Consider the following 25,851-nt stretch of genomic DNA (forward strand, 5'->3'; position numbering starts at 1 on the left):
GGAGGACCAGGCGCGCTGCGGCGGGGCGCCGCCCCTGTACCCGGGCATCAAGCGGCGAAGGCGTCGTCCTGGCTGGCCGGGTCCGCGTTCACCTTGACAGCCGCATGCGGCGGCAGCAACCGCTCAACCGACAGGCTTTCTTCCAGCGACTGCAGGTAATGGCTGAAGCCGCCGCTGGCGCGGGCCTGGCGGCGCGCGCTGGTGCGGACGGCCGGACGGGCCTTGCGCGCGATCGACGCCTGCACCTGCACCAGCGCCTGGACCAGGGCCACGTCCTCGCTGCAGCGCAGGGGCAGGAAGCCGCCACTGCGCAGATACAGCTCGGTGCTCACCCCCAGGTTGGCGCCGTGCACGTGGGGATGGTCGTCACCGCTGTGCTGGCGCTGGCCGAACGCCTCGCGCACCGGCGCGGCGTAGTCCTCCCAGTCGATCACCTCGACCAGGCCGCAGAAGGCGTCGGCACAATGGCCGAGCTGGGCTGCCAGCCAGTCCGGCGGGACCCAGCTGTCGGCATCGGTCATGGCCAGCCAGCGTGCGCCCAGGGAGATGGCCACCCTGGCCGCGGCCGCGCGCGCGGCACCGACACCGCCGGGTGCATCCACCACCACCACCCGCGCGCCGTGCTCCAGCGCAATGGTCCCGGTCGAATCGCTGCAGCGATCCAGCGCCACGACCACGATCACCGGTTCGTCCAGCAGCGCCGGATGTGCGGCGGCGACGCGGACCGAGGCCAGGCAGCGGCCGATGGTGGCTGCCTCGTCATGGGCCGGGATCAGCACCGCGATCATCGCAGGCCCTCGCGCTGGGCGATCGACTGCGGCATCGCGCTCCAGCCTTCCAGCAGGAAGTCCGGATCCTGGTAGCGATACACGCGCGGCAGCGGCACGCCGGCAGCCAGCACGCCATGCACCTGCGCGCCGTGCTGGTAGGCGCCCTGGAACGGATGCAGCCAGTGGCAGGCCACCAGCAGGCCGTGCGCGGTGAGCGAACCGGCGATGCGCCCGGCCACCTCCTGCAGTGCCTGGGGCGGCATGTAGTAGCCCACCTCGCTCAGCACGATCAGATCGAAGCGTCCATCTGGCCACTGCGCCGGATGCTGCGCCTGCTGCACCTGGACCACCGGATCGCCGGCGTTGCGCGCGCGCGCCTGGCGCACCGCATTGGCCGACAGGTCGGTGGCCAGCAGGTGGCTGCAGCGCGGCGAGAGCGCGGCGGTGAGTTCGCCGTTGGAACAGCCGATTTCCCAGGCTCGCTCGAAGTGCGGATGCGGCAGCGTGGCCAGCAAAACCTGACGCTTGCGCGCCTCGTACCAGCGCGTGCGATAGCCGAATGGATCGTCCTGCGCATGCATGGCATCGAGCTGGCGGGCGAGGGCGCCGTGCGGGTCGGCGTTCATGGCAGGAACAGCTCGAAGTCGCGGCCGAAACGGACCAGCACGTGTGCAGGCAGGATCGGCTGGGCCGGAGCGGGCGTGCAGTGGCCGGTCTGGGTGGCGAAGCAGGCCAGTGCCCGCTGCTTGGCGTCCCACGCCGCCTGCGGCAGCGGCAGGCGCGCAGCGGCGCCTTCAAGAAAGGCCGGCTGCCGTGGATCGCCCCAATGCCAGGCCCAGACTGGGTACTGGATGCAGCGCGCCCCGACCTGCGCGCAGGCGCGCAGGGTGGCATCGGCGGCCGCTTCGTGATCGGGGTGGCCATCGCGTGCCCAGGTCACCAGCACCGCATCACCGGCCTGGACGAGGCCGGCCAGCAGCTGCGCGGCCTTGTCCAAGTGGGCACGAAGCCGGCCGTCGGGCAGGCCGGCGTGCACGATCTTGGCCGGCGATACGCCCAGTGCCCGGCAGGCGTCGATGAGCTCGGCGCGCCGTGCCGGCGCCAGGCGTTGGCCGGTCCAGTGCGGATCATCGGGGTAGGCGGCCTCGCCGTCGCTCAGCGCGACCACCCTCACCTCCATGCCGGCCTCCACCGCCAGGGCGATCAGGCCGCCACAGCCGAGGACTTCATCGTCCGGATGGGGCGCGACCACCACCAGCCGGCGCGCATCGCCGATCAGCTGGGCCAGGTTGGTGACGGGCACGGCGCGCAGCCGGGGCGAGGCCAGCCAGTCCGATTCGCCGGTGCCATCGCCCTGGATGGGCGCGCCGCGCGGGCTCACAGCGTCCAGGGGCAATCCTCCTGGTGCGCGGCCGCTTCGCCCAGCCACTGCAGATCGGTTTCGGCGTGGGACTGGCGGATGAAGGTCAGCAGGTCGGCGCAGCGCTGGGCGTGGTCGCCTTCGGTGCACAGCGGGCCGGCGCCCAGGGCGCGGCCGGTGCGTTCGACCACTTCGGTGGCCACCTGCGCGACGCAGGCGCGCAGCCGGGTGACCGCCTCACGGTGCGGATCGTGCGGCCGTTGGTCGATGCGTCGCGCGGTGTCCTTGAGCAGGGCCGATGCCGCGGCCAGGGCGACGTCGACCGCACCCAGGTGCGCGGCGGCGTGCGGATTGCGCCCGATCCGGGCATCACGGCGCAGGCGCTGGGCCACCCCGACCGCGCCGCCATGCCAGCACGCGGCGATGCCGGCGCCGCCATGCCAGAAACCGGGCCGTGCCAGGTAGGCGCCGGGCGCACCGACCCGTTCGGCTGGCGCCCGCCGCAGGCGCAGGGTGCCGCTGCTGATGCGGGCCATGCCCACGGCTTGCCAGCGGCTGTCGTCGTAGTCCAGGCGCGTGCGGTCCATCGCCATGCGGCACAACAGCCGCGCGTCGTCATGGGTGGCCGTCAGCAACGCATGGCTGACCAGCGATGCGCCGGAGCACCAGGCCTTTTCGCCGCTCAGGTGGCCGGACAGGTGATCCTGCGGCGCGAACTCCAGGGTCACCCCGGGCGGTTCGGCGGCCCACACCGCCCACAGCTGGCCCGGCCGCGGTGGATCGCCGCCGAGTTCCTGCAGGATGGCCTGCGCGTCGTAATGGGCCTCGAGCAGCTTGACCAGGCACAGGTCGCGCGCACCCAGGGCGGACAGCGCCTGCCAGCGCGCCCAGGTCGAACCGCCGCCCGGCATCGGCAGTGACGGCGTGCGCGTCAGGACCTCAAACGCCATCGCGGCCAGCCCATCGCTGGTGACTGGCTGGGTTGTCGAAGGTCCAGGCGATCCAGGGCTGTTTGCAGAAAAAACGCCAGTCATCCGGCGACGCTATCTGCCTGGCCGTCAGCCAGCCGTGACCGGCACGCAGGGCAAACACACGTGGCGTTAGCGTTTGCGCGGCATGCGCTGCTCACTGCGCCGCAGGGCATGGTGCAGCCCAGGCGGCCCGAGGCTGCCGCGCGTCAGCGCTGTTCGAGCTGGGTCAGGTACAGGCGCAGGTCGAATTCGAGCTGGTGATAGTCGGCGGCCATGTGCGTGCACAGCTGGTAGAAGGCCTTGTTGTGTTCGCCTTCCTTCAGATGCGCCAGCTCGTGCACCACGATCATCCTGAGGAACTCGGCCGGCGCCTGGCGAAACACCGTGGCGATGCGGATCTCGCGGCTGGCCTTGAGCCTGGCGCCCTGCACGCGCGAGACCGCGGTATGGGTGCCCAGGGCATGCCTGAGCACCTGCAGCTTGGCGTCGTAGATCACCTTGTGCAGCGGCTGGGCCGAGCGCAGGTAGCGCTCCTTGATCTGCTGGGTGTAGTCGTAGAGCTGGCGGTCGGTGCGCACCGCGTGGCCCTCGCCATAGCGGCGCGCCAGCACCTGGCCCAGGGTGCCGGCGTCCAGCAGCGCCCGGACCTGGTCCTGGACGTGCTGGGGATAGCCGGCGATGTACTTCAGCGTGGACATGTGGCAAGTCTGGCAGGCGTGAGCATCCGGGAGGGCGGGGTGCACCGGCAACGCGGCGGCACCTTCGCCACTGTCACGACAGGCAGGCCGGCTTGGGCCGATCAGCCGTCCTTCCCGTGCTCCAGCGCCTTCACCGCATCCAGGGTTTGCTGCACGTGCTGCTTCGGGTTGAGGTCGGAGTAGGCGTGGGCCACGGTGCCCTGGGCGGTGATCACATACGAGGTGCGGTTGGACCAGCCGGGCTTCATGGGCAGCAGCGCGTCGTATTGCCTGGCGATGCGGGCACCGGCGTCGGCCACCACGGCGAACTTGCCGCCGCAGGTCTCGGTGTTCCTGGAAAACTCGGCCAGCTGCTCGGTGTTGCCGGCGGTCACGCCGATCACCGTGGCGCCGTGGGTCCTGAACTCATCCACGGCCTCGGAGAACAGGTGCGCCTCCAGGTTGCAGCCGGAGGTGTTGGCGGCCGGGAAGAAATACACCACCACCGGCCCGTTCTTCAGCGCATCGGCCAGGTTGAAGGTGAACGGCTTGCCGGCCAGGTAGGCCGGTGCGCTGAACGCCGGCGCCGGAGTGCCGTTCTTCAGCGCGGCCGAGGCGACCGAGGCGATGGCCAAGGTACCGACCAGGCCCAGGGCGGCGATCTTGAGCAGGATTTTCATGCGACGCACTCCTGACGGGATGGGTTCTTATACGCCTGTCGCCGGGGGCAGGCGTAGTGGCGCACGACGCTCGGACCGGCGCGAGGACCGCGCGCGGCAAGGCCTGGCTGCCTGGCCATCCCGTGCGCGATCCGGCGCGGTTCATGGACCCGGCTGTGCGAACAGCCAGGTCCTGTCAGGCCTTGCAAGGGCGTCGATCATCCATACAATGTACAGATGATCAAGTTTGACTGGGATCCGGCCAAGGCCGCCTCAAACCTTCGCAAACATGGCGTTTCCTTCGAAGAAGCCAAATCCGTCTTCTACGACGAGTTCGCCATCCAGTTCTACGATGCGTCCCACTCCTCGGATGAGGAGCGCTTCCTCATGCTTGGCATGAGTAGCGGCGCTCATCTTCTCCTGGTTTGCCACTGTGAGCGCGACAGTGGCGGCGTTATCCGCATCATTTCAGCACGCAAAGCCACGCAACACGAAAGCTCCTTCTACGGGCAGTGACCGCCATGAAAGCCGAATACGATCTCTCCAAAATGAAGTCCCGCAAGAACCCGTACGCAGCCAAGCTCAAGAAGCCGGTCTCCATGCGCCTGTCGGAGGACGTGGTGGATTACTTCAAGGCCATGGCCAATGAGGCAGGCGTTCCGTATCAAAGCCTGATCAATTTGTACCTGCGTGACTGTGTGATGCAGCATCGCAAGGTGCAAATTGCATGGCCAGGCAGCAAGTCCTGACGGTTCATTGCTCACGCCGGACCAGGCGATGACGCTCGGCGCGAGGCAGGGCGCAGCCATCCCGCACAGGGGGTCCCCGTCCGCCCGGCCACTGCCTGCATGCCGGCCTCCACCGCCGCTTACAGCAGGACCAGCGTGGCCAGGCCCAGGAAGCTCATGAAGCCCATGACATCGGTCAGGGTGGTCAGGATGACGCTGCCGGCCAGCGCAGGATCAAAGCCCAAGCGCTTGAGCACCAGCGGCACGGCCACCCCGCCGGCCGCGGCGGTGAGCAGGTTCAGGGTCAAGGCGATGCCGATCACCAGCGACAGGCCGGGCTGGCGGAACCAGACCAGCACGATCAGGCCCAGCAGCGTGCCCAGGCCGAGGCCGTTGATCAGCGCCACACCCAGCTCCTTGCGCAGCAGCACGTAGACGTTGGAGCCGCCGATCTGGCCCAGCGCCAGGCCGCGCACCATCAGCGCCAGCACCTGGGTGCCGGCATTGCCGCCCATGCCGGCGACGATGGGCATCAACGCGGCCAGGGCGACCAGCCTTGCGATGGTGTCTTCGAACGAACTGACCACCGAAGAGGCGATGAACGCGGTGCCCAGGTTGATGCCCAGCCACAGCATGCGCCGGCGGAATGCGCGCCGGATCGGCGAGAACAGGTCCTCTTCCTCGTCCAGGCCGGCTGCGCTCAGGGCCTGGTGCTCGGCCTGGTCGCGGATGATGTCGACCACGTCGTCGATGGTGATGCGGCCGAGCAGGATGTTGTTGTCGTCCACCACCGGCGCCGAGACCCAGTCGTGGTCGGAGAACTTGCGCGCCACCTCGGCCGAGCCTTCCTCCACGCCGATCGCCGGCTGCTCGTCGTCGATCAGGCGGTTGATCGGCGTGGACGGCTCGTGGGTGACCAGTGCGGCCAGCGGCACCCGGCCCATGTACTGGTGCTTCTTGCTGACCACGAACAGGTGGTCGGTGTGGTCGGGCAGCTCGCCGCGCAGGCGCAGGTAGCGCAGCACCAGCTCGATGTTGACGTCGGCCCGCACCGTGACCACGTCCGGGTTCATCAGGCGTCCGGCCGAATCCTCCGGATAGGAGAGCACCTGCTCCAGGCGCTCGCGGTTCTCGCGGTCCATCGACTTGAGCACTTCGTCGATGACCGTGTCGGGCAGGTCCTCGACCAGGTCGGCCAGGTCGTCGATGTCCAGGTCTTCGACCGCCGCGATGATCTCATCGGGGTCCATGTCGGCCAGCAGGCTTTCGCGCACTTCCTCGCCGACGTGGACCAGCACCTCGCCGTCGTCTTCCGGATCGACCAGGCCCCAGACCACCTCGCGCTTGCCCGGCGGCAGCGATTCGAGCAGGTTGCCGATCTCGGCCGGGGACAGCGTGTTGACCAGACGCCGCACCGGGCCCAGGCGGCCACTGTCCAGCGCGTCGGACAGCAGGCGCAGCTGTCGGGCGGTCTTGTCGCGGCGGACGGCTTCTGCCATGCGCGTGGCCCCTGTGCGGTCGGTGGAAGCACCGCTTCGCCAAAGGACGATGCGCTGCAGGTCAGGTGTTCATCCGCGCATTATCGCCTTTAAGCGAGGAGCGAGTGAAGAGGAATGAGGAGTGAGTTGAAAAGCCGGAGCAGGCCTGCTTCCGTTCACTCCGCACTCCTCTTCACTGGCTCTTGCCTTTCAGCCAGTGTTCGATGCCGGCGCGGTCGCGGGCCTTGAGCAGCTTGCCGGCCGAGGCCAGCAGTGCGGCCCGGTCATGGCCGCGGATGGCGCGGCGCAGTTCCAGCATGTTGGACGGATGCAGGCTGAAGTGCTCCAGTCCCAGCGCCAGCAGGATGGGGGCCATTGCCGCATCGCCGGCGATCTCGCCGCAGACGGTGACCTGCTTGCCGTGCTCGCGACCGGTGCGCAGCACCGTGTCCAGCAGCCGCAGCAGGGCCGGACGCAGCGGCGAGTAGAGTTCGCCCAGGGCATCGTTGTTGCGGTCGGCGGCCAGCAGGTACTGGACCAGGTCGTTGGTGCCCACCGACAGGAAATCCACCAGGTCGATGAAATGCTCCACGCAGATCGCCGCGGCCGGCACTTCGATCATCGCGCCCATCGGCACCTCGGCGGCGACCTCGTGGCCGCCCCTGCGCAGCTGCGCGGTCAGGCGCTTGAGCCGCTTGCGCACCTCCAGCAGCTCCTCGCGCACGGCCACCATCGGCACCAGCACGCGCACCGGACCGTAGCCGGAGGCGCGCAGGATCGCGCGCAGCTGGGTATCGAAGACCTCGCCATGGGCCAGCGACAGGCGTACCCCGCGCAGGCCCAGGGCCGGGTTGTCCTCGCCGCGCAGGGCCAGGCCGGTGCGGTCAGCCTTGTCCGCGCCCAGGTCGAGGGTGCGGATGGTCACCGGGCGCCCGCTCATGCCCAGCACCACGTCGCGGTAGGTGCGGAACTGTTCGTCCTCGTCCGGCAGCGCGTTGCGCTGCAGGAACAGGAACTCGGTGCGGTACAGGCCGATCCCGGCCGCACCCAGCGCATGGGCCTGGGCAACATCGGTGCGCGATTCGGCGTTGGCATGCAGGGCGATGTCCACGCCATCGCGGGTGCGGGTGGGCTTGCCGCGCAGGCGGTCAAGCTCGCGCTGCTCGCGGGCGGCATCCTTCAGGCGCTGGCGGTAGTGGCGCAGGTCCCTGGCCGACGGATCGACCACCACCTGGCCGCTGTCGCCATCGACGATCAGCGCATCGCCGTCGCTGATCCGGCTCAGCGCCTGGCTGGCGCCCACCACCAGCGGCATGTGCAGACTGCGGGCCAGGATCGCGCTGTGCGAGAGCGCGCTGCCGGTGGACGTGACCACCGCGACCACGCCCTGGGCCTGCAGCTGGGCCAGTTCGGAGGGAGCCACGGTTTCGGCGACCAGGATCTCGCCGGCCAGGCCCTCGGCATCGGCGGCGCGGTTGTGCAGGTGCGCGTGGATGCGGCCGATCACATGGTCCAGGTCGTCCATGCGGCTTCTAAGATAGGCATCGTCCATGCCCTCGAACACCGCCGCCAGGCGGTCGCGCTGCAGCCTGAGCGCGTAGTCGGCGCCGTAGCGGCCCTTGCGGATCAGCTCATCCAGGCCTTGCAGCAGTTCCGGATCGTCCAGCAGCAGGGCATGCAGCTCGAGGAACTCGCCGACCTCGCGCGCCAGGGCGCCATGCAGGCGCGTGCGCAGGTCGTGCATTTCGGTACGGGCCGCATCGACCGCGGTGTGCAGGCGGGCCAGTTCGTGCTCGACCTCGCTGGAGCGGATGCGCTGCTCGGCCACCTGCAGCGCATGCGGGTTGCGCACGCGCGCACGTCCCAGGGCACTGCCGCGCGAAGCGCCATGGCCCGGCAGCAGCCTGCGCATCAGCGCGTGCCCACGCGAAGGGGGCGCGTCGTGGACACGGTCGCCTCGAACGGAAACGCGCCGCGACGGCATTTCCTGCCGTCCACGCCCCTAGCCTTCCTCGTCGAAGCGTCGTTCGAACAACGCTTCGATCGCCTCCATGCACGCGGCTTCATCCTCGCCATCGGTACGCACGGTGACCGCGGTGCCCTGGCCGGCGGCCAGCAACATCACGCCCATGATGCTCTTGGCGTTGACCTGGCGGCCCTTGGCGGCCAGGGTCACCTGGCTGCGGAAGGGCGCCACGACCTGCACCAGCTTGGCGGTGGCCCGGGCGTGCAGGCCCAGTTTGTTGGTCACGGTGAGGTTGCGTTCAAGCATCGTCGAGAATCACTCCGTTGCGTGTGCCGGCCGCGGCGATGGCCGGGAGTTGGTCCAGTCCCTGTTCCGGATAATTCATCACCCGCAGCAGCATGGGCAGGCTCAGTGCCGAGACCCGGCGCACCGGCGTACCCAGGCGCGCGACCTTGCCCGCCAGGTTGCTGGGCGAGGCGCCATACAGGTCGGTCAATACCAGCACGCCGTCGCCGCCGTCCACGCGCCGCAGCGCGGCAGAAGCCTGCGGCAGCAATGCTTCCAGATCGGCGTCGAAGGGCACCTCGAACGCCTCGGTCTTGAGCGGAAGCTTGCGCAGCAGGCCGTTGGCCACCGCCAGGAGCGAGGGGCCAATGCCGGGATGGGTGATGAGCAGGAGGCCGCAGGTCATGCTGCCACGTTAGCAGAGCGATGGATTGCGCATCGACCGCCTCGGACGGGTTTCTTCATCCTGCGCAATTGGGTTTTGAGCGCAGCCATCGGCAGCAGCGCTGCAGCCGGCTGCGGGCAGGGTCAATCCAGCTCGCGGTGGAAGGTGGCGACCTGTTCCCAGCCCTGGCTGCGGGCGTGCTCGGCCAGGCGCTCGGTCAGGTAGACCGAGCGGTGCTTGCCGCCGGTGCAGCCGAAGGCGACGGTGACGTAGCTGCGGGTCTCTCCGCGCAGGCGTGGCAGCCAGGTGTCGAGGAAGTCGCTGACCTGGCCGAGGTAGCGTTGCACGTCCTGGTGCGCATCCAGATAGTCGCGCACCGGGCCGTCGCGGCCGGTGAGCGGACGCAGCTCCGGCTGCCAGTGCGGGTTGGGCAGCACGCGCGCGTCGAACACGAAGTCCGCATCGCCCGGCACGCCACGCCGGTAGGCAAAGGATTCGAACAGCAGCGAAGGTGCATCGCCGCCTTCGAAGGCGAACTCGCCCACCACCCGCCGGCGCAGCTGGTGCACGTTGAGCTGACCGGTATCGATGAGCACGTCTGCTTCCAGGCGCAGCGGCCGAGTCAGCTCGCGTTCGCGCGCGATCGCCTCGGGCAGCGACAGGCCGCTGTGGCTCAAGGGATGGCGACGGCGGGTATCGGCATAGCGGCGCAGCAGCACTGCATCTTCGGCATCGAGGAACACCAGCCTGGCCTCCAGGCCGAGCCTGGCCACCGCCGCGCGCCACTGCGCCAGCTTGGACAAGTCGCTGTGGCGGGCACGCACGTCCACGCCAATGGCGATTTTCTGCGGCAGCACGTCCCCGCGCATCAGGCTGCCGATGAAGTCGGGCAGCAGCTCCACCGGCAGGTTGTCCACGCAGTAGTAGTCCAGGTCCTCCAGCGTCTTGAGCGCCACCGACTTGCCCGAGCCGGACAGGCCGCTGACGATCAGGACCAAGGGCGCCTGGCTGACCCTGGCTTCGGCCGGCGGGTCCTGGGCGCCGGCGTTCATGGCGTGCTGCGCTCCAGCAGGTTGCTGTGGCGGGCGATGAACATCGCCGCCGGATCGATGCCCTTGGTGCGCAGGATGTGCAGGCGCGTGGCCGCCTCGGTGAGCACCGCCAGGTTGCGCCCGGGCATCACCGGCAGGGTGATCAGCGGCACGTCCAGGTCCAGCACGTGGCGGCTGCCCGAGTCACCGGTCAGGCGCTCGTAGCCGTGATGGGTGGGTTCGGTCATCGGCCGGGTCAGGTGCACGATCAGGCGCAGGTACTTGTTCTTCTTCACCGAGGTATCGCCGAACATCTCGCGCACGTTGAGCACGCCCAGGCCGCGCACTTCCAGCAGGTCCTGCAGCAGTTCGGGACAGGTGCCATCGAGCACGTCCGGCGCGATCTGGGTGAACTCGGGCGCATCGTCGGCCACCAGGCGATGGCCGCGGGTCAGCAGTTCCAGGGCCAGCTCGCTCTTGCCCGAGCCGGCCTCGCCGGTGATCAGCACGCCGATCGAATAGATCTCCATGAACACGCCATGCAGCGTGACCCGCGGCGCCAGCGTGCGGGCCAGGTGGTAGGACAGGAAGTTGAGCAGTTCGTGGCCGCGGCGCGGCGAGGTCCACAGCGGGGTGCCCGATTCCTCGGCGGCTGCGCGCAGGTCTTCAGGGCAGGGCTGGTTCTTGCTGATCACCAGTGCCAGCGGGCGGTCGGCGACCATGCGCTCGATGGTTTCCCAGCGCTGGCGCGAATCCAGCCCGTCCAGCCAGTCCAGTTCCTCTGTGCCCAGGATCTGCACCTTGTTGGGATAGATGGCGTTGAGGTAGCCGGCCAGCGACGGGCGCCGCTTGACCTTGCCTGTGGTGTCGATCGTGCGGCTGCTGCCGGCACGGCCGGCCAGCCAGCGCAGGCCCAGCTTGTCCTTCATCTGGTCGAACAGCTCGCCTGCGGAGATGCTGGAGGTCATGACTCAGGGCGCCGAAGGGGAAACAGCCTGGATCATACGACGTGCCGATGGCTCGCCGAACCGCGTCCCGGGCGCGAGCGGAAACGAGAACGGCGACCTTGCGGTCGCCGTTGCGGGCAGCGGGTTCACATCAGTGCAATCAGTCTGCGCTCTCGCCGCGCGGGCTGCGCTGGCGGTCGAGCAGCTTGCGCTTGTGCTTGAGGACCAGGCGGTCGAGCTTGTCGGCCAGGATGTCGATGGCCGCGTACATCGTCTGTGCACCGGCGTCGGCATGCAGGGTGCGGCCGGAGAGGGTAATGGTGGCCTCGGCCACGTAGTCGGGCTTGGAAAAGCCCAGTTGCGTGCGGCATTCAAGCGGCTGGTCGAAATGGCGTTCAAGGCGCCTGAGTTTGGTCTCGACATAGTCTCGAAGTGCGGGTGTCACTTCCATCGACTGGCCGTAGGTCTCGATTCGCATCGCATTGTCTCCTGCAGTGGTTGTTGCATCGGTTGTCTCGGACAAACCGGGCCGGTGTGGGTTCCTTGCGGGTTCCTCCTGGGCTGGGCAGTTGTTCGGTGGCGCAACCGGTCGTCCGGTTTCAAAAGCTGGCAGGCGGCGACTGAACCGGCTGCCAACCATGGACATCACGCCATGCGCACGCGCTCGTGCGAGGACAGGATGTCCATGGCTTCACGATACTTGGCCACCGTGCGCCGCGCCACCGGCACGCCCGAGGATTTCAGCAGGTCGGCCAGCTTGGCGTCGGACAAGGGCTTGCGCGGGTTCTCGGCGTCGATCAGCTTGCGGATCATCGACTGGATGGCGGTGCTGGAGGCCTCGCCGCCGCCCTCGGTGCTGACCCCGGAGGCGAAGAACGCCCGCAGCGGCAGGGTTCCGCGCGGGGTGCGCACATACTTGCGGGCGATGGCGCGCGAGACGGTGGATTCATGCAGGCCGACCTCGCCGGCGACCTCGCGCAGGGTCAGCGGGCGCAGGGCCTGTTCGCCGAACTCCAGGAAGCCGGCCTGCTGGCGGATCAGGCAGCGGGTGACCTTGAGCAGGGTCTCGCCGCGGGCTTCCAGGCTCTTGAGCAGCCAGCGGGCCTCCTGCAGGTGGCCACGCAGGTAGCCGGCATCGGCCTGGTTGCACTGGCGGATCATCGACTCGTAGCCGCGGTGGATGGTGACCCGGGGCAGGTGCTGGCTGGCCAGGGCCGCGCGCCAGACGCCCTTCTGGCGCCAGACCACGCAGTCGGGCACCACGTAGGTGTCCTGGGTCAGTTCGCCGATCTGCACGCCGGGCTTGGGGTCGAGCGAACGCAGCAGGGACACGGCCTGCTCGACCTCGACCTGGCTGCGCTTGAGTTCGCTGGCCAGGCCGGCCACGCCGCTGCGTGGCAGTTTTTCCAGCAGCGGGCCCTGGGCGATCACCAGGGCCAGGGCGCGGCCGGCCGTGTCGGGCGAAAGGGCGTCAAGCTGCAGGCGCAGGCATTCGCCCAGCGAGCGTGCGCCCACGCCAACCGGGTCGAAGCGTTGCAGCTGGCGCAGCACGGTGTGGATCTCGTCTTCGCCGGCGCTGATTTCCGGCAGCAGGGTCTGGGCGATGTCGGAAAACGGCGTGCGCAGGTAGCCGTCGTCCTCGATCGCATCGATCACCGCCGCGCCGATGCGGCGGTCGCGCGCAGACAGGTGCGACAGGTGCAGCTGCCAGAGCAGGTGGTCCTGCAGGGTGTCCGACTCGGCCACCCGCTCGGCAGCGCTGCCCAGGTCGTCATCGTCGAACGAGCCGCCGGAGGATGCGCCGCTGGATTCGGACCACGGGCTTTCCTCCGGCTGCCAGTCGTCGCTGTCGCCCGGGCGCTCGGGTTGTTCCTCGACCTGGGCGCGCTCGGGCGGCGGGTCGCCGCCAGTGGCGGACAGGGCATCGGGCGCCTGGCTGTCCTCGGCCCAGTCGAGCAGGGGATTGGTCTCCACCGCCTCGGCGATCTCCGCTTCCAGTTCGGCGGTGGACATCTGCAGCAGGCGGATCGCCTGGCGCAACTGGGGTGTCATCACCAGTTGCTGGCCCATCGATGTCTGCAGGCGTGGCTTCATCCGGAAGGACCCGTGGAACGGACGGTGTGGCATGGCCTGCCGCACCACGCGCGTCACAGCCGGAAGGTATCTCCCAGGTACACGCGGCGCACGTCGGCATTGGCCAGCAGATCGTCCGGTGCCCCCTGCGCCAGGACGCTGCCTTCGGCGAGGATATACGCCCGGTCGCAGATTCCCAAGGTTTCGCGGACATTGTGGTCGGTGATCAGGACCCCGATCCCTCGGCGCTTGAGGTGGGTGATGATGCGCTGGATCTCGCCAACCGAGATCGGGTCGACCCCGGCGAAGGGTTCGTCCAACAGCATCAGACGTGGCTTGGCGGCCAGGGCGCGGGCGATTTCCACGCGCCGGCGCTCGCCGCCGGAGAGGCTGGCGCCGAGCTGCCCGGAGACATGGGCGATCTGCAGCTCGTCCATCAGCGAGGCCAGCTCCTTCTCGGCACCGGCCGAGTCCAGGTCCTGGCGCAGCTCCAGGACCAGGCGGATGTTGTCGGCCACGGTCAGCTTGCGGAACACCGACGGCTCCTGCGGCAGATAGCCCACGCCCAGCTTGGCGCGGCGGTACATCGGCGCCTCGGTGATGTCCTGACCATCCAGCACGATGCTGCCCGCATCGGAAGAGACCAACCCGACGATCATGTAGAAACAGGTGGTCTTGCCGGCGCCGTTGGGACCGAGCAGGCCAACCACTTCACCCGGCTCCAGGGTCAGGCCGAAATCGGCCACCACGTCGCGCTGCCTGTAGCGTTTCTTCAGTCCCTGCGCCGAGAGCATCACTTGGCTCCCGGCCTGGCCGGTGCAGGGGTTTGCGAGGTCGGGGCCTTGTTCTTGGGCTGGATCACCGTGTGCACCCGGGTGCCGTCGCCGCCACTTTGCATCTTGCCGGTCACCGTGTTGTAGACCATCTTCTGGCCGGCGTTGGAGCCCTTGGGCGAGGTGATCCTGTAGTTGCCGGTCAAGGTGACGATGTTGTTGATGACGTCGTAGTCGATGCGATCGGCGACCGCATCGACCGGGGTGCCGTCATCATTGACCTGTTTCATGCGCGCCTGGTTGCCGGTGAAGACCGCGCGTGCGATTTCGCCGTTCCTGAAGTGGATCTCGCCGTTGTCCGCGTGGACTTCCAGCGTGCCCTGGACGACCACGACGTCACCGGACAGGTGGGTGACTCCGTCGTTCTCGAAGCTGCCCTCGCTGCGGGCCGCGTCGATCGTCATGGGCTGGTTGCGGTCGGAACTCTTGGCCAGCGCAGCCCCGGTGATCAGCAGCGAAGCAGCTACCAGCAGGGCCAGGCGGGCCTTATTGCGCGGATTTGGGAACATAGCGCGATTTCACCTTGGACTTGAATTTGTATTGTTGGGTCTGCGAGTTGATTTCAAAACCCGTGCCCTGCAGCGTTGCCCCGGGCCGGGTCAGCACCACCGGCTGGTCGGTGCTGGCCAGGTGCTGGTCGGGAAAAATGTCCAGTCGGCTGGTCCTGAACTCCGACGCGGCGCCCACGCCCGGCGGGCTGTTGCCCACCACATCGTCGCGCAGAATGGCTTTTTCGCCCTTGGCCGAGACCCAGGCGGTCCTGCTGCGCACTTCCATGTGCTCGCCCTCCCTGTCGGGGATCAGGAACAGCGGCGCGGTGATGGCGTAGGTGTGGTCGGCGGCGCTGCGGCGCATTTCCGGCGCGCGCAGGGTGATCGACTCCTTGCCGTCCTTGTCCAGGGCGACCATCTCGAAGTCATGCAGGATGTAGTCGGACTGCGTGGAATGGGCCGCGGCGGCGGCCGGCCCGGTGCGGTTCTTCCACGCAGACCAGCCGAACAGCAGGGTCGCCACCAGCAGCGCCAGGCCCAGTCCCATGCGCCAGTTCATGCCGCGCCTTCCTGCAGCAACTTGCCGACCAGGCCCTGCGCGGCCAGGAGCAGGTCGCAGGCCTCGCGCGCGGCGCCGTGGCCGCCGCCGGCCCGGGTACGCCAGTGCGCCGCCGGCGCGACCCAGGCGTGCACGTTGCCCGGAACCACCGCCAGACCGACCTGGCGCAGGGTGGTGAGGTCGGCCAGGTCGTCGCCCATGAACATCACCTGGTCCAGGGCCAGGCCGCGTTCGGCGCACAGCGCGGTGACCAGGGCCAGCTTGTCCTTGACCCCCTGGTGGACGCCGATGCCAAGCTCACGGGCACGATGTTCGACCACCTGGCCGCTGCGTGCGGTCACCAGCAACACCTCGATGCCGCTGCGACGCAGCAGCACCAGGCCCAGTCCGTCCTGCACGTGGAAGGTCTTGCCCTCACGGCCCTCGGCATCCAGGAACAGGCCACCGTCGGTCAGGGTGCCATCGACATCGAAACAGGCCAGACGCACCCGCGTGGCGCGCTGCAGCAGTGCATCGGTGACCTCACGCAGGTGGGAATGGGGCATCAAGGCAAGTCGTCATGTGAAGGTGTCTGGAGAGAACTGCAACGCGTCTTACACCACGCGCGCGCGCAACAGGTCGTGAACATTGAGCGCGCCGATCACCCGCCGCTCGGCGTCGACCACGATCAGGCCACTGCCGATGTTGCGCGTTTCCAGCAGCCGCGCTGCCTCGGTGGCCAGCGCCTGGGCGCCGATGGTGACCGGGTTGCGGGTCATTACCGAGGCGATGGACGTGCTGTGGATATCCAGGCCCACGGTATCCAGGGCGCGGCGCAGGTCGCCGTCGGTGAAGATGCCCAGCAGCGTCTGGTCGGCATCGACCACCGCGGTCATGCCCAGCCGCTTGCGGCTCATTTCGACCAGGGCCTGGGCCAGGGTGGCCTCGGCCGGGACCGCGGGGATCTCCTGGCCGGTGTGCATGAGGTCGCTGATGTGCAGCAGCAGCTGGCGGCCCAGGCTGCCGGCCGGATGCGAGCGGGCGAAGTCCTCGGAGGTGAAGCCGCGCGCTTCCAGCAGGGCCACGGCCAGCGCATCGCCCATGGCCAGGGTGGCGGTGGTGCTGCTGGTGGGCGCCAGGTGCAGTGGGCAGGCTTCGGCCGGAACGCTGACATCCAGGTGTACGTCGGCGGCGCGGGCCAGGGTCGAGGCCGGCTTGCCGGTCATGGCGATCAGCGCATTGCCCTGGCGCCGCAGCAGCGGCAGCAGCATCAGGATCTCGTCCGACTCGCCCGAGTAGGAGATCGCCAGGACCAGGTCGGCGTCGGTGATCATGCCGAAATCACCGTGCCCGGCTTCGCCGGGATGGACGAAGAACGCCGGGGTGCCGGTCGAGGCCAGGGTCGCGGCGATCTTGCGCGCGATGTGCCCGGACTTGCCCATGCCCATCGCGACCACCCGTCCGCTGCCGGCCAGGATCGCCCGGCAGGCGGCCGAGAACGGGCCATCGATCCGCCGGGCCAGCGCGATCAGCGCATCGGCTTCGATCTGCACGGCACGCCGGCCACTGGCGGCCAGGGCGGCATCGTCTGCAGGAACGCGGTGGTGCGCGGTGGAAGGCATCGGCGAGGTTGGCGTGGGCGTAGAATGGCCGGCCATTTTAGGAGGAAAGGCCGTTGGACGCCGAAATCATCCGTGAACTCATCGAACAAGGCCTTCCCGGCGCCCGGGCGCAGGTGCAGGGCGATGACGGCGTGCACTTCGAAGCGACCGTGGTCTGCGAGGCTTTCAGGGGCAAGCTGCCGCTGGCTCGCCACCGCCTGGTCTATGCCACCCTGGGCGACCTGATGGGGGGTGCGATCCACGCCCTGCAGCTCAAGACCATCACCCCCGACGAAGCTGGCTGAGCCGCTCGTCCCTTCGGGAAACCCCCAAGTTCCATGCAGAAGATCATCGTCACCGGTGGCTGCCCGCTCAACGGCGAGGTCACCATCTCCGGCGCCAAGAACGCTGTCCTGCCGATCCTGTGCGCGACCCTGCTGGCCGATGCGCCGGTGGAGATCGGCAATGTGCCCAACCTGCACGACGTGGTCACCACCACCAGGCTGCTGGCCGAACTGGGCGCAGGCGTCACCGTCGCCGACGGCAGCCTGGCCCACGGGCGGGTGGTGACGATCGATCCGACCACGGTCAGCCGCTTCCTGGCGCCCTACGAGCTGGTCAAGGTCATGCGCGCCTCGATCCTGGTGCTTGGTCCGCTGCTGGCAAGGCACGGCGCGGCGGTGGTCTCGCTGCCCGGCGGCTGCGCGATCGGTTCGCGCCCGGTGGATCAGCACATCAAGGGCCTGCAGGCCCTGGGCGCGGACATCAGCGTGGAGAACGGCTACATCAAGGCCCGCGCGGCGCGTCTGAAGGGCCGGCGCTTCGTGTTCGACATGGTCACCGTCACCGGCACCGAGAACGTGATGGCCGCCGCGGTGCTGGCCGAAGGCACCACCGTGCTGGAGAACGCGGCGATGGAGCCGGAGGTCACCGACCTGGCGGTGTTCCTCAACGCGCTGGGCGCAAGGATCGAGGGCGCCGGGACCGCGCGCATCGTCATCCATGGCGTGGAACGGCTGCAGGGCGGCCGCCACGAGGTGGTGCCCGATCGCATCGAGACCGGCACCTTCCTGGTGGCGGCGGCGTTGACCGGGGGGCGGGTCACCGCGCGCCGGGTCCGCCCGGACACGCTGGATGCGGTGCTGGACAAGTTGCGCGAAGCCGGCGCAGGCATCGAAACCACCGAGGACAGCATCACCCTGGACATGCAGGGCCGCCGTCCCAGGGCGGTGGACCTGACCACCGCGCCCTACCCGGCGTTCCCGACCGACATGCAGGCCCAGTTCATGGCGCTCAATTGCGTGGCCGATGGCGTGGGCGTGATCAACGAGACGATCTTCGAGAACCGCTTCATGCACGTCAACGAGCTGCTGCGCCTGGGTGCGGATATCCGGGTGGAAGGCCATACCGCAATCGTGCGCGGCGTGGCCTCGCTCGGTGGCGCGCCGGTGATGGCCACCGACCTGCGCGCCTCGGCCTCGCTGATCCTGGCCGGGCTGGTTGCCGAGGGCGAGACCACGATCGATCGCATCTACCACCTGGATCGCGGCTACGAAGACATCGAAGGCAAGCTCGGCGCCCTGGGTGCCAGGATCCGGCGCGTGTCATGACCGTCATCAGGCGTCGCTTCTCCAAGGCTGGCTTCAGCCCACGGCGCCGCGCGCTGCTGACGCTGGTGGTGCTGGCGCTGCTGGCCGTGGCCTGGATGGGCTGGATCGGTGCGGCTGGCCTGAGCGGCATCTCCACCCGGGACATGGACTGGGATGGCGATGGCCAGGTCAGCAGCCAGGAAGTCGCCCAGTCCTACTATGCGGTGGTCGCGGACAAGACCACCGAGGGCAACCGCACCTGCACGAGGTTGCGCTGGCGCGGCAGCGGCAAGGAGATCCGGGTCCAATGCCGCACCGAGCTGCACCCGGATGCGGCAGAGTAGGAGCAACGTCCTTTCAGATGCCCTTACCCGCGTGCGGGGAGGGCTGGTCGCAACCACAGCATCAGGGCCGGCGCTTGGCTCCCTCTCCCCCGCAAGCGGGGGGAGAGGGGGCAAATCCAGGGCTTTCCTGGCAACACCGCATCGCCCCCGAAACGGATCCGGAAGGACCGTCGCTTAGTTGAACGAGGTCAGGGTCAGGTCGTAGGAGTCCCGGCCATCCTCCCGCTGCAGGATGCGCGCTGGCACCGGCATGTCCGGCACCACCCAGACGATCGTCTGCCTCTTGCCGTCGGTCTGGCTGACCTTGGTCGCGCTGAGCTGCTTGCCGGCCACCTCGATCGTCTCCTTGCCCACGGTCTGGTAGCTGGTCGAGCTGGCCTTGCCGTTTTCCAGCATGCGGTAGGTGAGCGGCTTGCCGGCCTGCACGTCACGCACGATCGCCAGGTTGACCAGCAGCGCGTCCATGTCGCCCGGCTGCAGGGGAACCGGGCCCTTGCGGCGATCCTTGATGTCGCCGCTCCAGGTGGCCTGCTTGCTGGACCAGTCGTAATGGGTGTTCACCGACTTGCGCTTGACCAGCACCACCGAACTGTCGCTGGAAGACAGCGGACGGAACATGCCGCCCTTCTCCTCGAAGGTGGTCGACTGGGTCAGGTTGACCAGCTGGTTGCGCACGGACAGGTCGTATTTCCACTTGCCGGCGCCCTGCGGGGTCAACGTCATCCGGCCCTCGCCCTGCATGCCCATGGCGCTGGCCTGGTAGGTGGCAGTGAAGGCATTCAGCGCCAGGGCCGGGGCGGCGGCCAGGGCCAGCACGGCCGCGGCGGTCAGCCGCTGCAACGGACGGGTGAGGTGAAGTTTCATGTCATTGCACTCCCTGGTAATCGATGAGGCGCAGGTCGATGGCGTCTTCACCATCGTTGCGCTGGAGCATGCGCACCGGTGTGGGCACACCGTTGGCCACCCAGAAGATCTGTTCGCGATCGCCGCCGTTGCTGCGCTGGACGCGCATGGCGTCATAGCTCATCTCGCCCACCTGGACGATCTCGGTCTGTGCCCCGACCGCGTACTGGTACCGGCGGGCGCGGCCGTTGTCGACCACCCGGTATTCCAGGGTCGCACCCGGCCGGGCGTCGCGCATGATCGCCAGGTCCAGCAGCAGCGAGCTCAAGTCGCCCGGCTGCAGCGGCACCGGCGCACCCCGGTCCTTGTCGACCTTGCCTTCCCACTGGGCGGTGTTGGTGTTCCAGTCGTAGTGGCCGGTCTGCCGTTTGTCGCCGAAGATCGCCTTGCGCACCGTGCTCTGGCTCAGCGGGCGGAACTGGTCCTCGTTGGCGCCGCTGACATCGAACACCGTGCTCTGCTGGATGTTCAGTCGCAGCAGGCTGGCCACCCCGCGTTCGCCGCGGATCTCCAGGTCCATGCGCCACTGGTTGCCGTCCTGGTGGACCACCTGCAGGGTCGCATCGCCGGCGCGCTTGCCCTTGTACCAGGCATCGTAGGTGGCGGTGAACGGTGCCAGCTGCCATTCGATGGCGTCCGCAGGTTGGCCGTCATCCACCGGGGTCGGCGCAGGCGCGGTCGGCGGGTCCTGCGCCAGGGCAGGCAGGGCACAGGCCAGGAGCAGGAGTCCGCTGAGCAGCTTGGTCATCACGAAGGTCGGCCGGAGGGGGTCACGGCATGAGCCGATCGTGGGAATCTAGTGTCAGTGGCGTAAACATCGGCTGACCATCGACAAGCGCCGTGCCGCCACGTTCAGCCAGGCGCCCGGCCACGGCCAGGCGCAGCACCGCCGGCAGCAGCCGGTGCTCCAGCGCCAGTACCCGCGCGGCCAGGGAATCGGCCGTGTCCTGCGGTGAGATCGCAAGCCGGGCTTGGGCGATCACTGCGCCTGCATCCAGTTCGGGAATGATGAAATGGACACTGGCGCCGTGTTCGGCATCGCCGCTTGCCAGCGCTGCAGCATGGGTGTGCAGGCCGCGGTGGCGCGGCAGCAGGGATGGGTGGATGTTGAGCATGCGCCCGGAAAAACGCGCGACCAGCGCCGCGCCCAGGATCCGCATGTAGCCGGCGCAGACGATCCAGTCGGCGCCCGAGGCGGCCAGCGCATCGCCGAGGGCTTGTTCGTAGCCATCGCGGTCGGGGAAGTCGACGGGCCTAGCGCTCCAGCGCAGCGCCGAGGGCACCCGCAGCAGCGCCGGGGCCCCGGGCCGGTCGCAAAACACACCGACCAGCTGCGCCTGCAGGGTGCCGGCGGCGATCGCGTCCAGCAGCGCCTGCAGGTTGCTGCCACGACCGGATGCCAGCACCGCGATGCGCGAGCTCGTCATGCCGGGTCCCGGCGGCGTGGCCAGGTCAGCAGGCTGCCCAGTGTGGCCAGCAGCATGTCGGCATGGGCGTCCCAGGGATCGCCCTGCTGGCCGTTGTAGGATTCGGCCGCTTCCGGCGACATCGTCAAGGCGATGGCCCATTCCATCCATTCGTACAGCAGGCTGGAGCACATGATCACCATCACCGCCAGCACGAACGCCTGGCGCATGGACAGCGCGGGCCAGCGCTGGGCTGCAAAGTGCCGCAGCGGCGGGGCGAAGCTCACCCCGTAGAGCAGGTGGATCAGGCGATCGAAGTGATTGCGCTTCCAGCCAAAGGCCTGGCCGGGCGACCAGCCCAGCAGCGCCTGGAACCATTGTTCATAGGGCACGTTGGAATACAGCCAGCGGGACCCCAGGCTGTGCAACGCCATGAAGGCGCAGATCATGATGTAGTGGCCGGTGCGCAGCGGCCAGTGGCGGTCGATCCAGACCAGTGCCAGCACCCCGGCCACCGCCAGGCTGCCGTGCATGGCCTGTTCCAGCGGTCGCAGCGGATGGACCCAGGTCAGCGCAAATATCAGTGCCAGCGCGCCCAGCACCACGCGCTTTGTGAGGTTCATGCAGGCCGCGCCGCTCAGCCGATCCGCACGCGCTGGCCGGTGCCGGCCGGCACCACCTCGCCGATCTGCCAATGGCCGATGCCGGCCGCATCCAGGCTGGCTTCCAGCGCCGCCACGCCCTGCCTGGCGGCGATCAGCACGAAGCCGATGCCGCAGTTGAAGGTGCGCCACATCTCGCTGTCGGCCACTGCGCCTTCGGTCTGCAACCACCGGAACAGCGGCGGCAGTGGCCAGGCGCGGGCGTCGATGTCCAGGCCCAGGCCCTCGGGGATCACGCGGATGATGTTTTCGGTCAGGCCGCCGCCGGTGATGTGGGCCATGGCGTGGATCGGCTTGCCGTGGCCGGCGCCGTGGCCGCGCAGCAGCTCCAGGACCGGCCTGACGTACAGGGTGGTCGGCGCCATCAGCGCGTCTTCCAGGCTCACCCCGCCCAGATCCAGCGTGCCCGGCCGGCCGGCCCGGTCGTAGATGCGGCGGATCAGCGAATAGCCGTTGGAATGCGCACCCGAGGAAGCCAGGCCGATCAGCACGTCGCCTTCGCCCACCGCGCTGCCATCCAGCAGGTCGGCCTTCTCGACCGCGCCGACGGTGAAGCCGGCCAGGTCATAGTCGCCCGGGGCATACATGTCGGGCATCTCGGCCGTTTCGCCACCGATCAGCGCGCAGCCGCACAGCTCGCAGCCGCGGGCGATGCCGCCGACCACGGCCACGGCGGTGTCCACATCCAGCTTGCCGGTGGCGAAGTAATCCAGGAAAAACAACGGCTCGGCGCCCTGGACCAGCACGTCGTTGACGCACATGCCGACCAGGTCGATGCCGATGGTGTCGTGGCGGCCCAGCTGCTGGGCCAGCTTGAGCTTGGTCCCGACCCCGTCGGTGCCGGACACCAGCACCGGCTCGGCGTACTTGTTGGACAGGTCGAACAGCGCGCCGAAGCCGCCCAGCCCGCCCATCACTTCCGGGCGGAAGCTGCGCTTGACCAGCGGCTTGATGCGTTCGACCACCGCGTTGCCGGCGTCGATGTCCACACCCGCGTCGCGATAGGTCAGGGGCGTGGAAGCGGGCGGATTGGACTGGGTCACGAGGCGGGCCGGTGGCGGAAGGCAGGCGCGCATTTTAGGCGATGCGCGCCGGTGTCCGCTTCCGGAAAAACCTCACCTGCTGGCGGCGACTGCCCGTTCGGGCAACAATTCCCCCCGATTCGCCGTTCCCGGGACGCTCAATGCGCCGTTTGCCTGCTTTCGCCGTCGTCACCTTTCTTTTCGTCCTCCTGAGCGCCCTGCCTGCGCTGGCGCAGGAGGGCATGCGCACGGAAGGCGACGTTTCCCAGGCCCAGGGCCTGTACGAGGCCGAGGTCGCCGTCGCCAGCCAGAGCGAGAGGGACCGTAACGGCGGCTTCGCCCGCGCGCTGGGCCAGGTGCTGGCCAAGGTCAGTGGCGACAGGGATGCCACCTCGCGCCCGGGCGTGGCCGGCGAACTGCGCAATGCCAGCAACTACGTGGACAGCTATGACTACCGCCAGGACCAGGGCACCTCGGCCGGCGGCGCGCCGACCTTCCGCACCACCCTGGTGGCGCGTTTTGATCAGCAGAAAGTCGACGTGCTTGCCAATGCCCTGGGCCTGCCGGTATGGCCGCAGCCGCGTCCCAAGCCGGTGGTCTGGTTGGCCATCGACGATGGCAGCGGTCCGCGCCTGGTCAGCGTGCAGCAATCGGCGGCGGTGCGTCCGTTGCTGGACCGGGCGGTGGACCGCGGCTATCGCCTGGGCCTGCCGCAGGGTTCGGCCGCCGAAGCTGCGCTGGTCGGCGCCATCTGGCGCGGCGACACTGCCGCGGTGGCGCGCGCCTCGGCCCGTTATGCACCGCCGATGCAGCTGATCGGCAAGCTGTACCGCGGCAAGTCCGGCTGGGTGGCGGACTGGAATTTCCTCGACAACGGCAAGCTGCTGGCGAGCTGGTCGGTGGACAACCCCGACGCCCGCCAGGCCATGGCCAGCGGCGCCGATGGTGCGGCCGATGCGCTGGTCAAGCGCTACGCAAGACAGGCCGTGGGGGGCGTGCCCGGCACCTACCGGGTGATCTTCCGCGGCATCGGCAGCAGCGAGGACTACCTGCGGCTGTCGGCTGCGCTGCAGCAGGCGGCGGTGGTGCGCCGGATCGCGCCGGTGCGCGTGGACGGGGACACGCTGGAAGCGGACCTGGACCTGCTCAGCGGCGTGGAAGGGCTCAAGCGCATGCTCGGCGAAGACGGTCCGGTGGTCGGCGGCGAGGGCGATCCGGCCGTGTTCCATCTCAAATGATTTCCCACCGCACGACCAGGACGGCGCAGGCATGATCATCGAAGAGCCACAGCAGGTCATCGCGCAGTTTCTGCGCCGGCTGCAATGGGTGGCCGTGGCCGCGGCGGTGGGCTGGCTGGCGTGGGTCCTCTCGCCGGTGCTGACCCCGTTTGCCTGCGCGGCGATCGTGGGCTGGATGGGTGACCCGCTGGTGGACCGGCTCGAGGAGCGCGGCTGGTCGCGCAACACCTCGGTGGCGGTGGTGTTCTCCGTGATGGTGCTGGTGCTGGTGGTCGTGCTGCTGCTGCTGGTGCCGCTGATCCAGGACCAGGTGACCACCCTGATCCATTCGCTGCCGCGCTACCAGCAATGGATCTACACGGTGGCCATACCATGGCTGGAAGCCAGGTTCAGGGTGCGCATCGCCGACTACCTGGACTTCACCCACATCTGGGAACTGCTGCGCGGCAACTGGGAACGCACCGGCGGCGTGGCACGCACGGTGTGGGGTTATGTGTCGCGCTCGGGCTTTGCGCTGTTCGGCTGGGTGGCCAACCTGGTGCTGATTCCGGTGATCGCCTTCTTCTTCCTGCGCGACTGGGACCTGTTCGTGGGTCGGGTCGCTTCGATGGTGCCGCGCGACCACATTGGCACGGTGAGCCAGCTGGCGGCCGAATCCAGCGCGGTGCTGGGCGGTTTCCTCAGGGGCCAGCTGCTGGTGATGATCATCCTGGGCGCGCTCTATGGCGCCGGGCTGTGGGCGGTGGGTCTGGACCTGGGCATCCTGATCGGGCTGGTGGCTGGCCTGCTGACCTTCGTCCCGTACCTGGGCCCGACCAGCGGCGTGGCCATGGGCCTGATCGCCGCACTGATCCAGTACGGCGACATCAAGCACCTGGTGCTGGTGTCGATCGTGTTCGGCGTGGGCCAGATCCTCGAAAGCTATTTCCTGACCCCCAAGCTGGTCGGCGACCGCATCGGCCTGCATCCGATGGCGGTGATCTTTGCGGTGCTGGCCTGCGGCCAGCTGTTCGGCTTCGTGGGCATGCTGCTGGCGCTGCCGATCGCGGCGGTGGCCAATGTGCTGCTGCGCTATGCGCATGAGCGCTACACCCACAGCCAGCTCTACGCCGGCGCGCAGCCGGTGGTCCTGCTGGACCCGCCCGCCGGTCAAGGCCCACCGACCCCGCAGGACCCGACCCCGCCATGAGCGTGCCGCAGCTGCCGCTGGCGCTGCGGACCCCGCCGGACCAGCGTCTGGACAGCTTCATCGACGCACCTGCCGGCGCCCTGGCGCAGCTGCAGGCGCTGGCCCAGGTGCCCGGTGCGGACTGGCTGTACCTGTCGGCAGCGCATGGCGCCGGCAAGACCCACCTGGCACTGGCCGCCTGCGCCAGCGCCGGCGAAGCCGGGCGCGCGGCCGCCTACCTGCCGCTGCAGGCCGCGCGTGGCCACGCGCAGCAGGCGCTGGACGGCCTGGAAGGCAATGCGCTGGTGGTGCTGGACGGGCTGCAGGCCATCGCCGGCGAACGAAGCGATGAGATCGCGCTGTTCGATTTCTACAATCGCGCCCGCGCTGCAGGCATCGGCGTGCTCTATACCGCCAGTGACCTGCCCGATGAAATCGGCCTGCTGTTGCCGGACCTGCGCTCGCGTCTGGGCCAGTGCGCCCGCATCGTGCTGCGCGCACTGGATGATGCCGGCCGGGCCGCGCTGCTGCGCGACCGCGCTGCGCGTCGGGGGCTGGCCCTGGAGGATGCCGCGGTGGACTGGATGCTGGCCCGCACCGCACGCGAGCCGGCGCGGATGGTCGAACTGATCGAACGCCTGGACCGCGCCTCGCTGGCGGCCCAGCGCCGGGTCACCGTGCCGTTCCTGCGCCAGGTGCTGGCCGGCGAGGGTTGAGCCGGGCCCG

The 25,851-nt window shown here is 68.9% G+C and carries 32 protein-coding genes; 8 read left to right on the plus strand and 24 right to left on the minus strand.

Annotated features, from left to right (window positions below):
- Positions 1-47: 47 nt before the first annotated feature.
- The 6 genes from DSC_RS04445 to DSC_RS04470 form a co-directional block, all read right to left on the minus strand.
- Positions 48-788 (minus strand): glycosyltransferase family 2 protein, encoded by a 741-nt coding sequence (locus DSC_RS04445; protein ID WP_014159938.1) that lies wholly within the window; start codon positions 786-788, stop codon positions 48-50.
- Positions 785-1,396 (minus strand): class I SAM-dependent DNA methyltransferase, encoded by a 612-nt coding sequence (locus DSC_RS04450; RefSeq protein ID WP_014159939.1) that lies wholly within the window; start codon positions 1,394-1,396, stop codon positions 785-787. The genes DSC_RS04445 and DSC_RS04450 overlap by 4 nt, the downstream gene beginning before the upstream one ends.
- Positions 1,393-2,151 (minus strand): PIG-L deacetylase family protein, encoded by a 759-nt coding sequence (locus DSC_RS04455; protein ID WP_014159940.1) that lies wholly within the window; start codon positions 2,149-2,151, stop codon positions 1,393-1,395. Before DSC_RS04455 ends, DSC_RS04450 begins: the two co-directional genes overlap by 4 nt.
- The gene (locus DSC_RS04460; protein WP_014159941.1) at positions 2,148-3,080 is read right to left on the minus strand and encodes an acyl-CoA/acyl-ACP dehydrogenase; all 933 of its coding nucleotides are present in this window, start codon (positions 3,078-3,080) and stop codon (positions 2,148-2,150) included. The genes DSC_RS04455 and DSC_RS04460 overlap by 4 nt, the downstream gene beginning before the upstream one ends.
- Before the next feature lie 227 nt (positions 3,081-3,307).
- On the minus strand, positions 3,308-3,799 hold the full coding sequence (locus DSC_RS04465) for a M48 family metallopeptidase (RefSeq protein ID WP_014159942.1): 492 nt from the start codon (positions 3,797-3,799) through the stop codon (positions 3,308-3,310).
- Between the two features lie 101 nt (positions 3,800-3,900).
- Positions 3,901-4,458, minus strand: a complete 558-nt coding sequence (locus DSC_RS04470; RefSeq protein ID WP_014159943.1) for a peroxiredoxin — start codon at positions 4,456-4,458, stop codon at positions 3,901-3,903.
- Between the two features lie 216 nt (positions 4,459-4,674).
- Between DSC_RS04470 and DSC_RS04475 the strand changes: the two genes are divergently transcribed.
- Positions 4,675-4,953 carry a BrnT family toxin gene (locus tag DSC_RS04475; RefSeq protein WP_014159944.1) on the plus strand — a complete coding sequence of 93 codons (279 nt, stop codon included), beginning with the start codon at positions 4,675-4,677 and terminating at the stop codon, positions 4,951-4,953.
- 5 nt (positions 4,954-4,958) lie between these two features.
- A complete protein-coding gene (locus tag DSC_RS04480; protein ID WP_043290403.1) occupies positions 4,959-5,186 on the plus strand; it encodes a CopG family antitoxin in 228 nt (75 codons plus the stop codon).
- 119 nt (positions 5,187-5,305) lie between these two features.
- Here DSC_RS04480 and mgtE read toward each other — a convergent pair whose 3' ends face one another.
- The 13 genes from mgtE to DSC_RS04545 form a co-directional block, all read right to left on the minus strand.
- On the minus strand, positions 5,306-6,664 hold the full coding sequence (gene mgtE / locus DSC_RS04485) for a magnesium transporter (protein WP_014159946.1): 1,359 nt from the start codon (positions 6,662-6,664) through the stop codon (positions 5,306-5,308).
- Between the two features lie 172 nt (positions 6,665-6,836).
- A complete protein-coding gene (ptsP, locus tag DSC_RS04490) occupies positions 6,837-8,555 on the minus strand; it encodes a phosphoenolpyruvate--protein phosphotransferase (protein ID WP_014159947.1) in 1,719 nt (572 codons plus the stop codon).
- A gap of 90 nt (positions 8,556-8,645) precedes the next feature.
- The gene (locus DSC_RS04495; RefSeq protein WP_014159948.1) at positions 8,646-8,915 is read right to left on the minus strand and encodes an HPr family phosphocarrier protein; all 270 of its coding nucleotides are present in this window, start codon (positions 8,913-8,915) and stop codon (positions 8,646-8,648) included.
- A complete protein-coding gene (locus DSC_RS04500; RefSeq protein ID WP_014159949.1) occupies positions 8,908-9,300 on the minus strand; it encodes a PTS sugar transporter subunit IIA in 393 nt (130 codons plus the stop codon). The genes DSC_RS04495 and DSC_RS04500 overlap by 8 nt, the downstream gene beginning before the upstream one ends.
- 122 nt (positions 9,301-9,422) lie before the next feature.
- Positions 9,423-10,331, minus strand: a complete 909-nt coding sequence (rapZ, locus tag DSC_RS04505; protein WP_014159950.1) for an RNase adapter RapZ — start codon at positions 10,329-10,331, stop codon at positions 9,423-9,425.
- Entirely contained in the window at positions 10,328-11,278 is a 951-nt protein-coding gene (gene hprK, locus DSC_RS04510) for an HPr(Ser) kinase/phosphatase (RefSeq protein ID WP_014159951.1), read from the minus strand. Before hprK ends, rapZ begins: the two co-directional genes overlap by 4 nt.
- Positions 11,279-11,417: 139 nt before the next feature.
- Entirely contained in the window at positions 11,418-11,735 is a 318-nt protein-coding gene (gene hpf, locus DSC_RS04515; RefSeq protein WP_014159952.1) for a ribosome hibernation-promoting factor, HPF/YfiA family, read from the minus strand.
- A 167-nt stretch (positions 11,736-11,902) separates the two neighbouring features.
- Positions 11,903-13,351 carry an RNA polymerase factor sigma-54 gene (locus DSC_RS04520; protein ID WP_043290404.1) on the minus strand — a complete coding sequence of 483 codons (1,449 nt, stop codon included), beginning with the start codon at positions 13,349-13,351 and terminating at the stop codon, positions 11,903-11,905.
- A gap of 53 nt (positions 13,352-13,404) precedes the next feature.
- Entirely contained in the window at positions 13,405-14,124 is a 720-nt protein-coding gene (gene lptB, locus DSC_RS04525; protein WP_014159954.1) for an LPS export ABC transporter ATP-binding protein, read from the minus strand.
- On the minus strand, positions 14,124-14,672 hold the full coding sequence (lptA, locus tag DSC_RS04530) for a lipopolysaccharide transport periplasmic protein LptA (protein WP_014159955.1): 549 nt from the start codon (positions 14,670-14,672) through the stop codon (positions 14,124-14,126). Before lptA ends, lptB begins: the two co-directional genes overlap by 1 nt.
- On the minus strand, positions 14,650-15,213 hold the full coding sequence (gene lptC / locus DSC_RS04535) for an LPS export ABC transporter periplasmic protein LptC (RefSeq protein ID WP_014159956.1): 564 nt from the start codon (positions 15,211-15,213) through the stop codon (positions 14,650-14,652). Before lptC ends, lptA begins: the two co-directional genes overlap by 23 nt.
- Complete coding sequence (locus DSC_RS04540) at positions 15,210-15,758, minus strand: KdsC family phosphatase (RefSeq protein ID WP_014159957.1); 549 nt, start codon at positions 15,756-15,758, stop codon at positions 15,210-15,212. The genes lptC and DSC_RS04540 overlap by 4 nt, the downstream gene beginning before the upstream one ends.
- A gap of 48 nt (positions 15,759-15,806) precedes the next feature.
- A complete protein-coding gene (locus DSC_RS04545) occupies positions 15,807-16,814 on the minus strand; it encodes a KpsF/GutQ family sugar-phosphate isomerase (protein WP_014159958.1) in 1,008 nt (335 codons plus the stop codon).
- 53 nt (positions 16,815-16,867) lie between these two features.
- Between DSC_RS04545 and DSC_RS04550 the strand changes: the two genes are divergently transcribed.
- From DSC_RS04550 to DSC_RS04560, 3 genes are read left to right on the plus strand one after another with little or no spacing between them, the layout of a single operon-like run.
- Complete coding sequence (locus DSC_RS04550; protein WP_014159959.1) at positions 16,868-17,098, plus strand: BolA family protein; 231 nt, start codon at positions 16,868-16,870, stop codon at positions 17,096-17,098.
- A 33-nt stretch (positions 17,099-17,131) separates the two neighbouring features.
- A complete protein-coding gene (gene murA, locus DSC_RS04555; RefSeq protein ID WP_014159960.1) occupies positions 17,132-18,403 on the plus strand; it encodes a UDP-N-acetylglucosamine 1-carboxyvinyltransferase in 1,272 nt (423 codons plus the stop codon).
- Positions 18,400-18,726: a hypothetical protein gene (locus DSC_RS04560; protein ID WP_014159961.1), complete on the plus strand. Its 327-nt coding sequence runs from the start codon at positions 18,400-18,402 to the stop codon at positions 18,724-18,726. The genes murA and DSC_RS04560 overlap by 4 nt, the downstream gene beginning before the upstream one ends.
- Before the next feature lie 174 nt (positions 18,727-18,900).
- Here DSC_RS04560 and DSC_RS04565 read toward each other — a convergent pair whose 3' ends face one another.
- From DSC_RS04565 to purM, 5 genes are read right to left on the minus strand one after another with little or no spacing between them, the layout of a single operon-like run.
- On the minus strand, positions 18,901-19,590 hold the full coding sequence (locus DSC_RS04565) for a DUF3108 domain-containing protein (protein ID WP_043290405.1): 690 nt from the start codon (positions 19,588-19,590) through the stop codon (positions 18,901-18,903).
- 1 nt (position 19,591) lies between these two features.
- The gene (locus DSC_RS04570) at positions 19,592-20,377 is read right to left on the minus strand and encodes a DUF3108 domain-containing protein (protein ID WP_014159963.1); all 786 of its coding nucleotides are present in this window, start codon (positions 20,375-20,377) and stop codon (positions 19,592-19,594) included.
- A 22-nt stretch (positions 20,378-20,399) separates the two neighbouring features.
- The gene (gene purN, locus DSC_RS04575) at positions 20,400-21,056 is read right to left on the minus strand and encodes a phosphoribosylglycinamide formyltransferase (protein WP_014159964.1); all 657 of its coding nucleotides are present in this window, start codon (positions 21,054-21,056) and stop codon (positions 20,400-20,402) included.
- The gene (locus tag DSC_RS04580) at positions 21,053-21,658 is read right to left on the minus strand and encodes a DUF2238 domain-containing protein (protein WP_014159965.1); all 606 of its coding nucleotides are present in this window, start codon (positions 21,656-21,658) and stop codon (positions 21,053-21,055) included. The genes purN and DSC_RS04580 overlap by 4 nt, the downstream gene beginning before the upstream one ends.
- Positions 21,659-21,672: 14 nt before the next feature.
- Positions 21,673-22,707, minus strand: coding sequence for a phosphoribosylformylglycinamidine cyclo-ligase (gene purM, locus DSC_RS04585; RefSeq protein ID WP_337998581.1), 1,035 nt, complete (start codon positions 22,705-22,707; stop codon positions 21,673-21,675).
- Between the two features lie 173 nt (positions 22,708-22,880).
- Here purM and DSC_RS04590 point away from each other — a divergent pair, with 173 nt between their 5' ends.
- Genes DSC_RS04590 through hda form a run of 3 tightly spaced genes read left to right on the plus strand, consistent with a single transcriptional unit; the run spans position 22,881 to position 25,841 of the window.
- Positions 22,881-23,957: a DUF2066 domain-containing protein gene (locus DSC_RS04590; RefSeq protein WP_043290406.1), complete on the plus strand. Its 1,077-nt coding sequence runs from the start codon at positions 22,881-22,883 to the stop codon at positions 23,955-23,957.
- Between the two features lie 34 nt (positions 23,958-23,991).
- Entirely contained in the window at positions 23,992-25,146 is a 1,155-nt protein-coding gene (locus DSC_RS04595) for an AI-2E family transporter (RefSeq protein WP_122230649.1), read from the plus strand.
- Entirely contained in the window at positions 25,143-25,841 is a 699-nt protein-coding gene (gene hda / locus DSC_RS04600) for a DnaA regulatory inactivator Hda (RefSeq protein ID WP_014159969.1), read from the plus strand. Before DSC_RS04595 ends, hda begins: the two co-directional genes overlap by 4 nt.
- Positions 25,842-25,851 lie beyond the last annotated feature (10 nt).

The sequence above is a fragment of the Pseudoxanthomonas spadix BD-a59 genome (assembly GCF_000233915.3).
GTDB lineage: Bacteria > Pseudomonadota > Gammaproteobacteria > Xanthomonadales > Xanthomonadaceae > Pseudoxanthomonas_A > Pseudoxanthomonas_A spadix.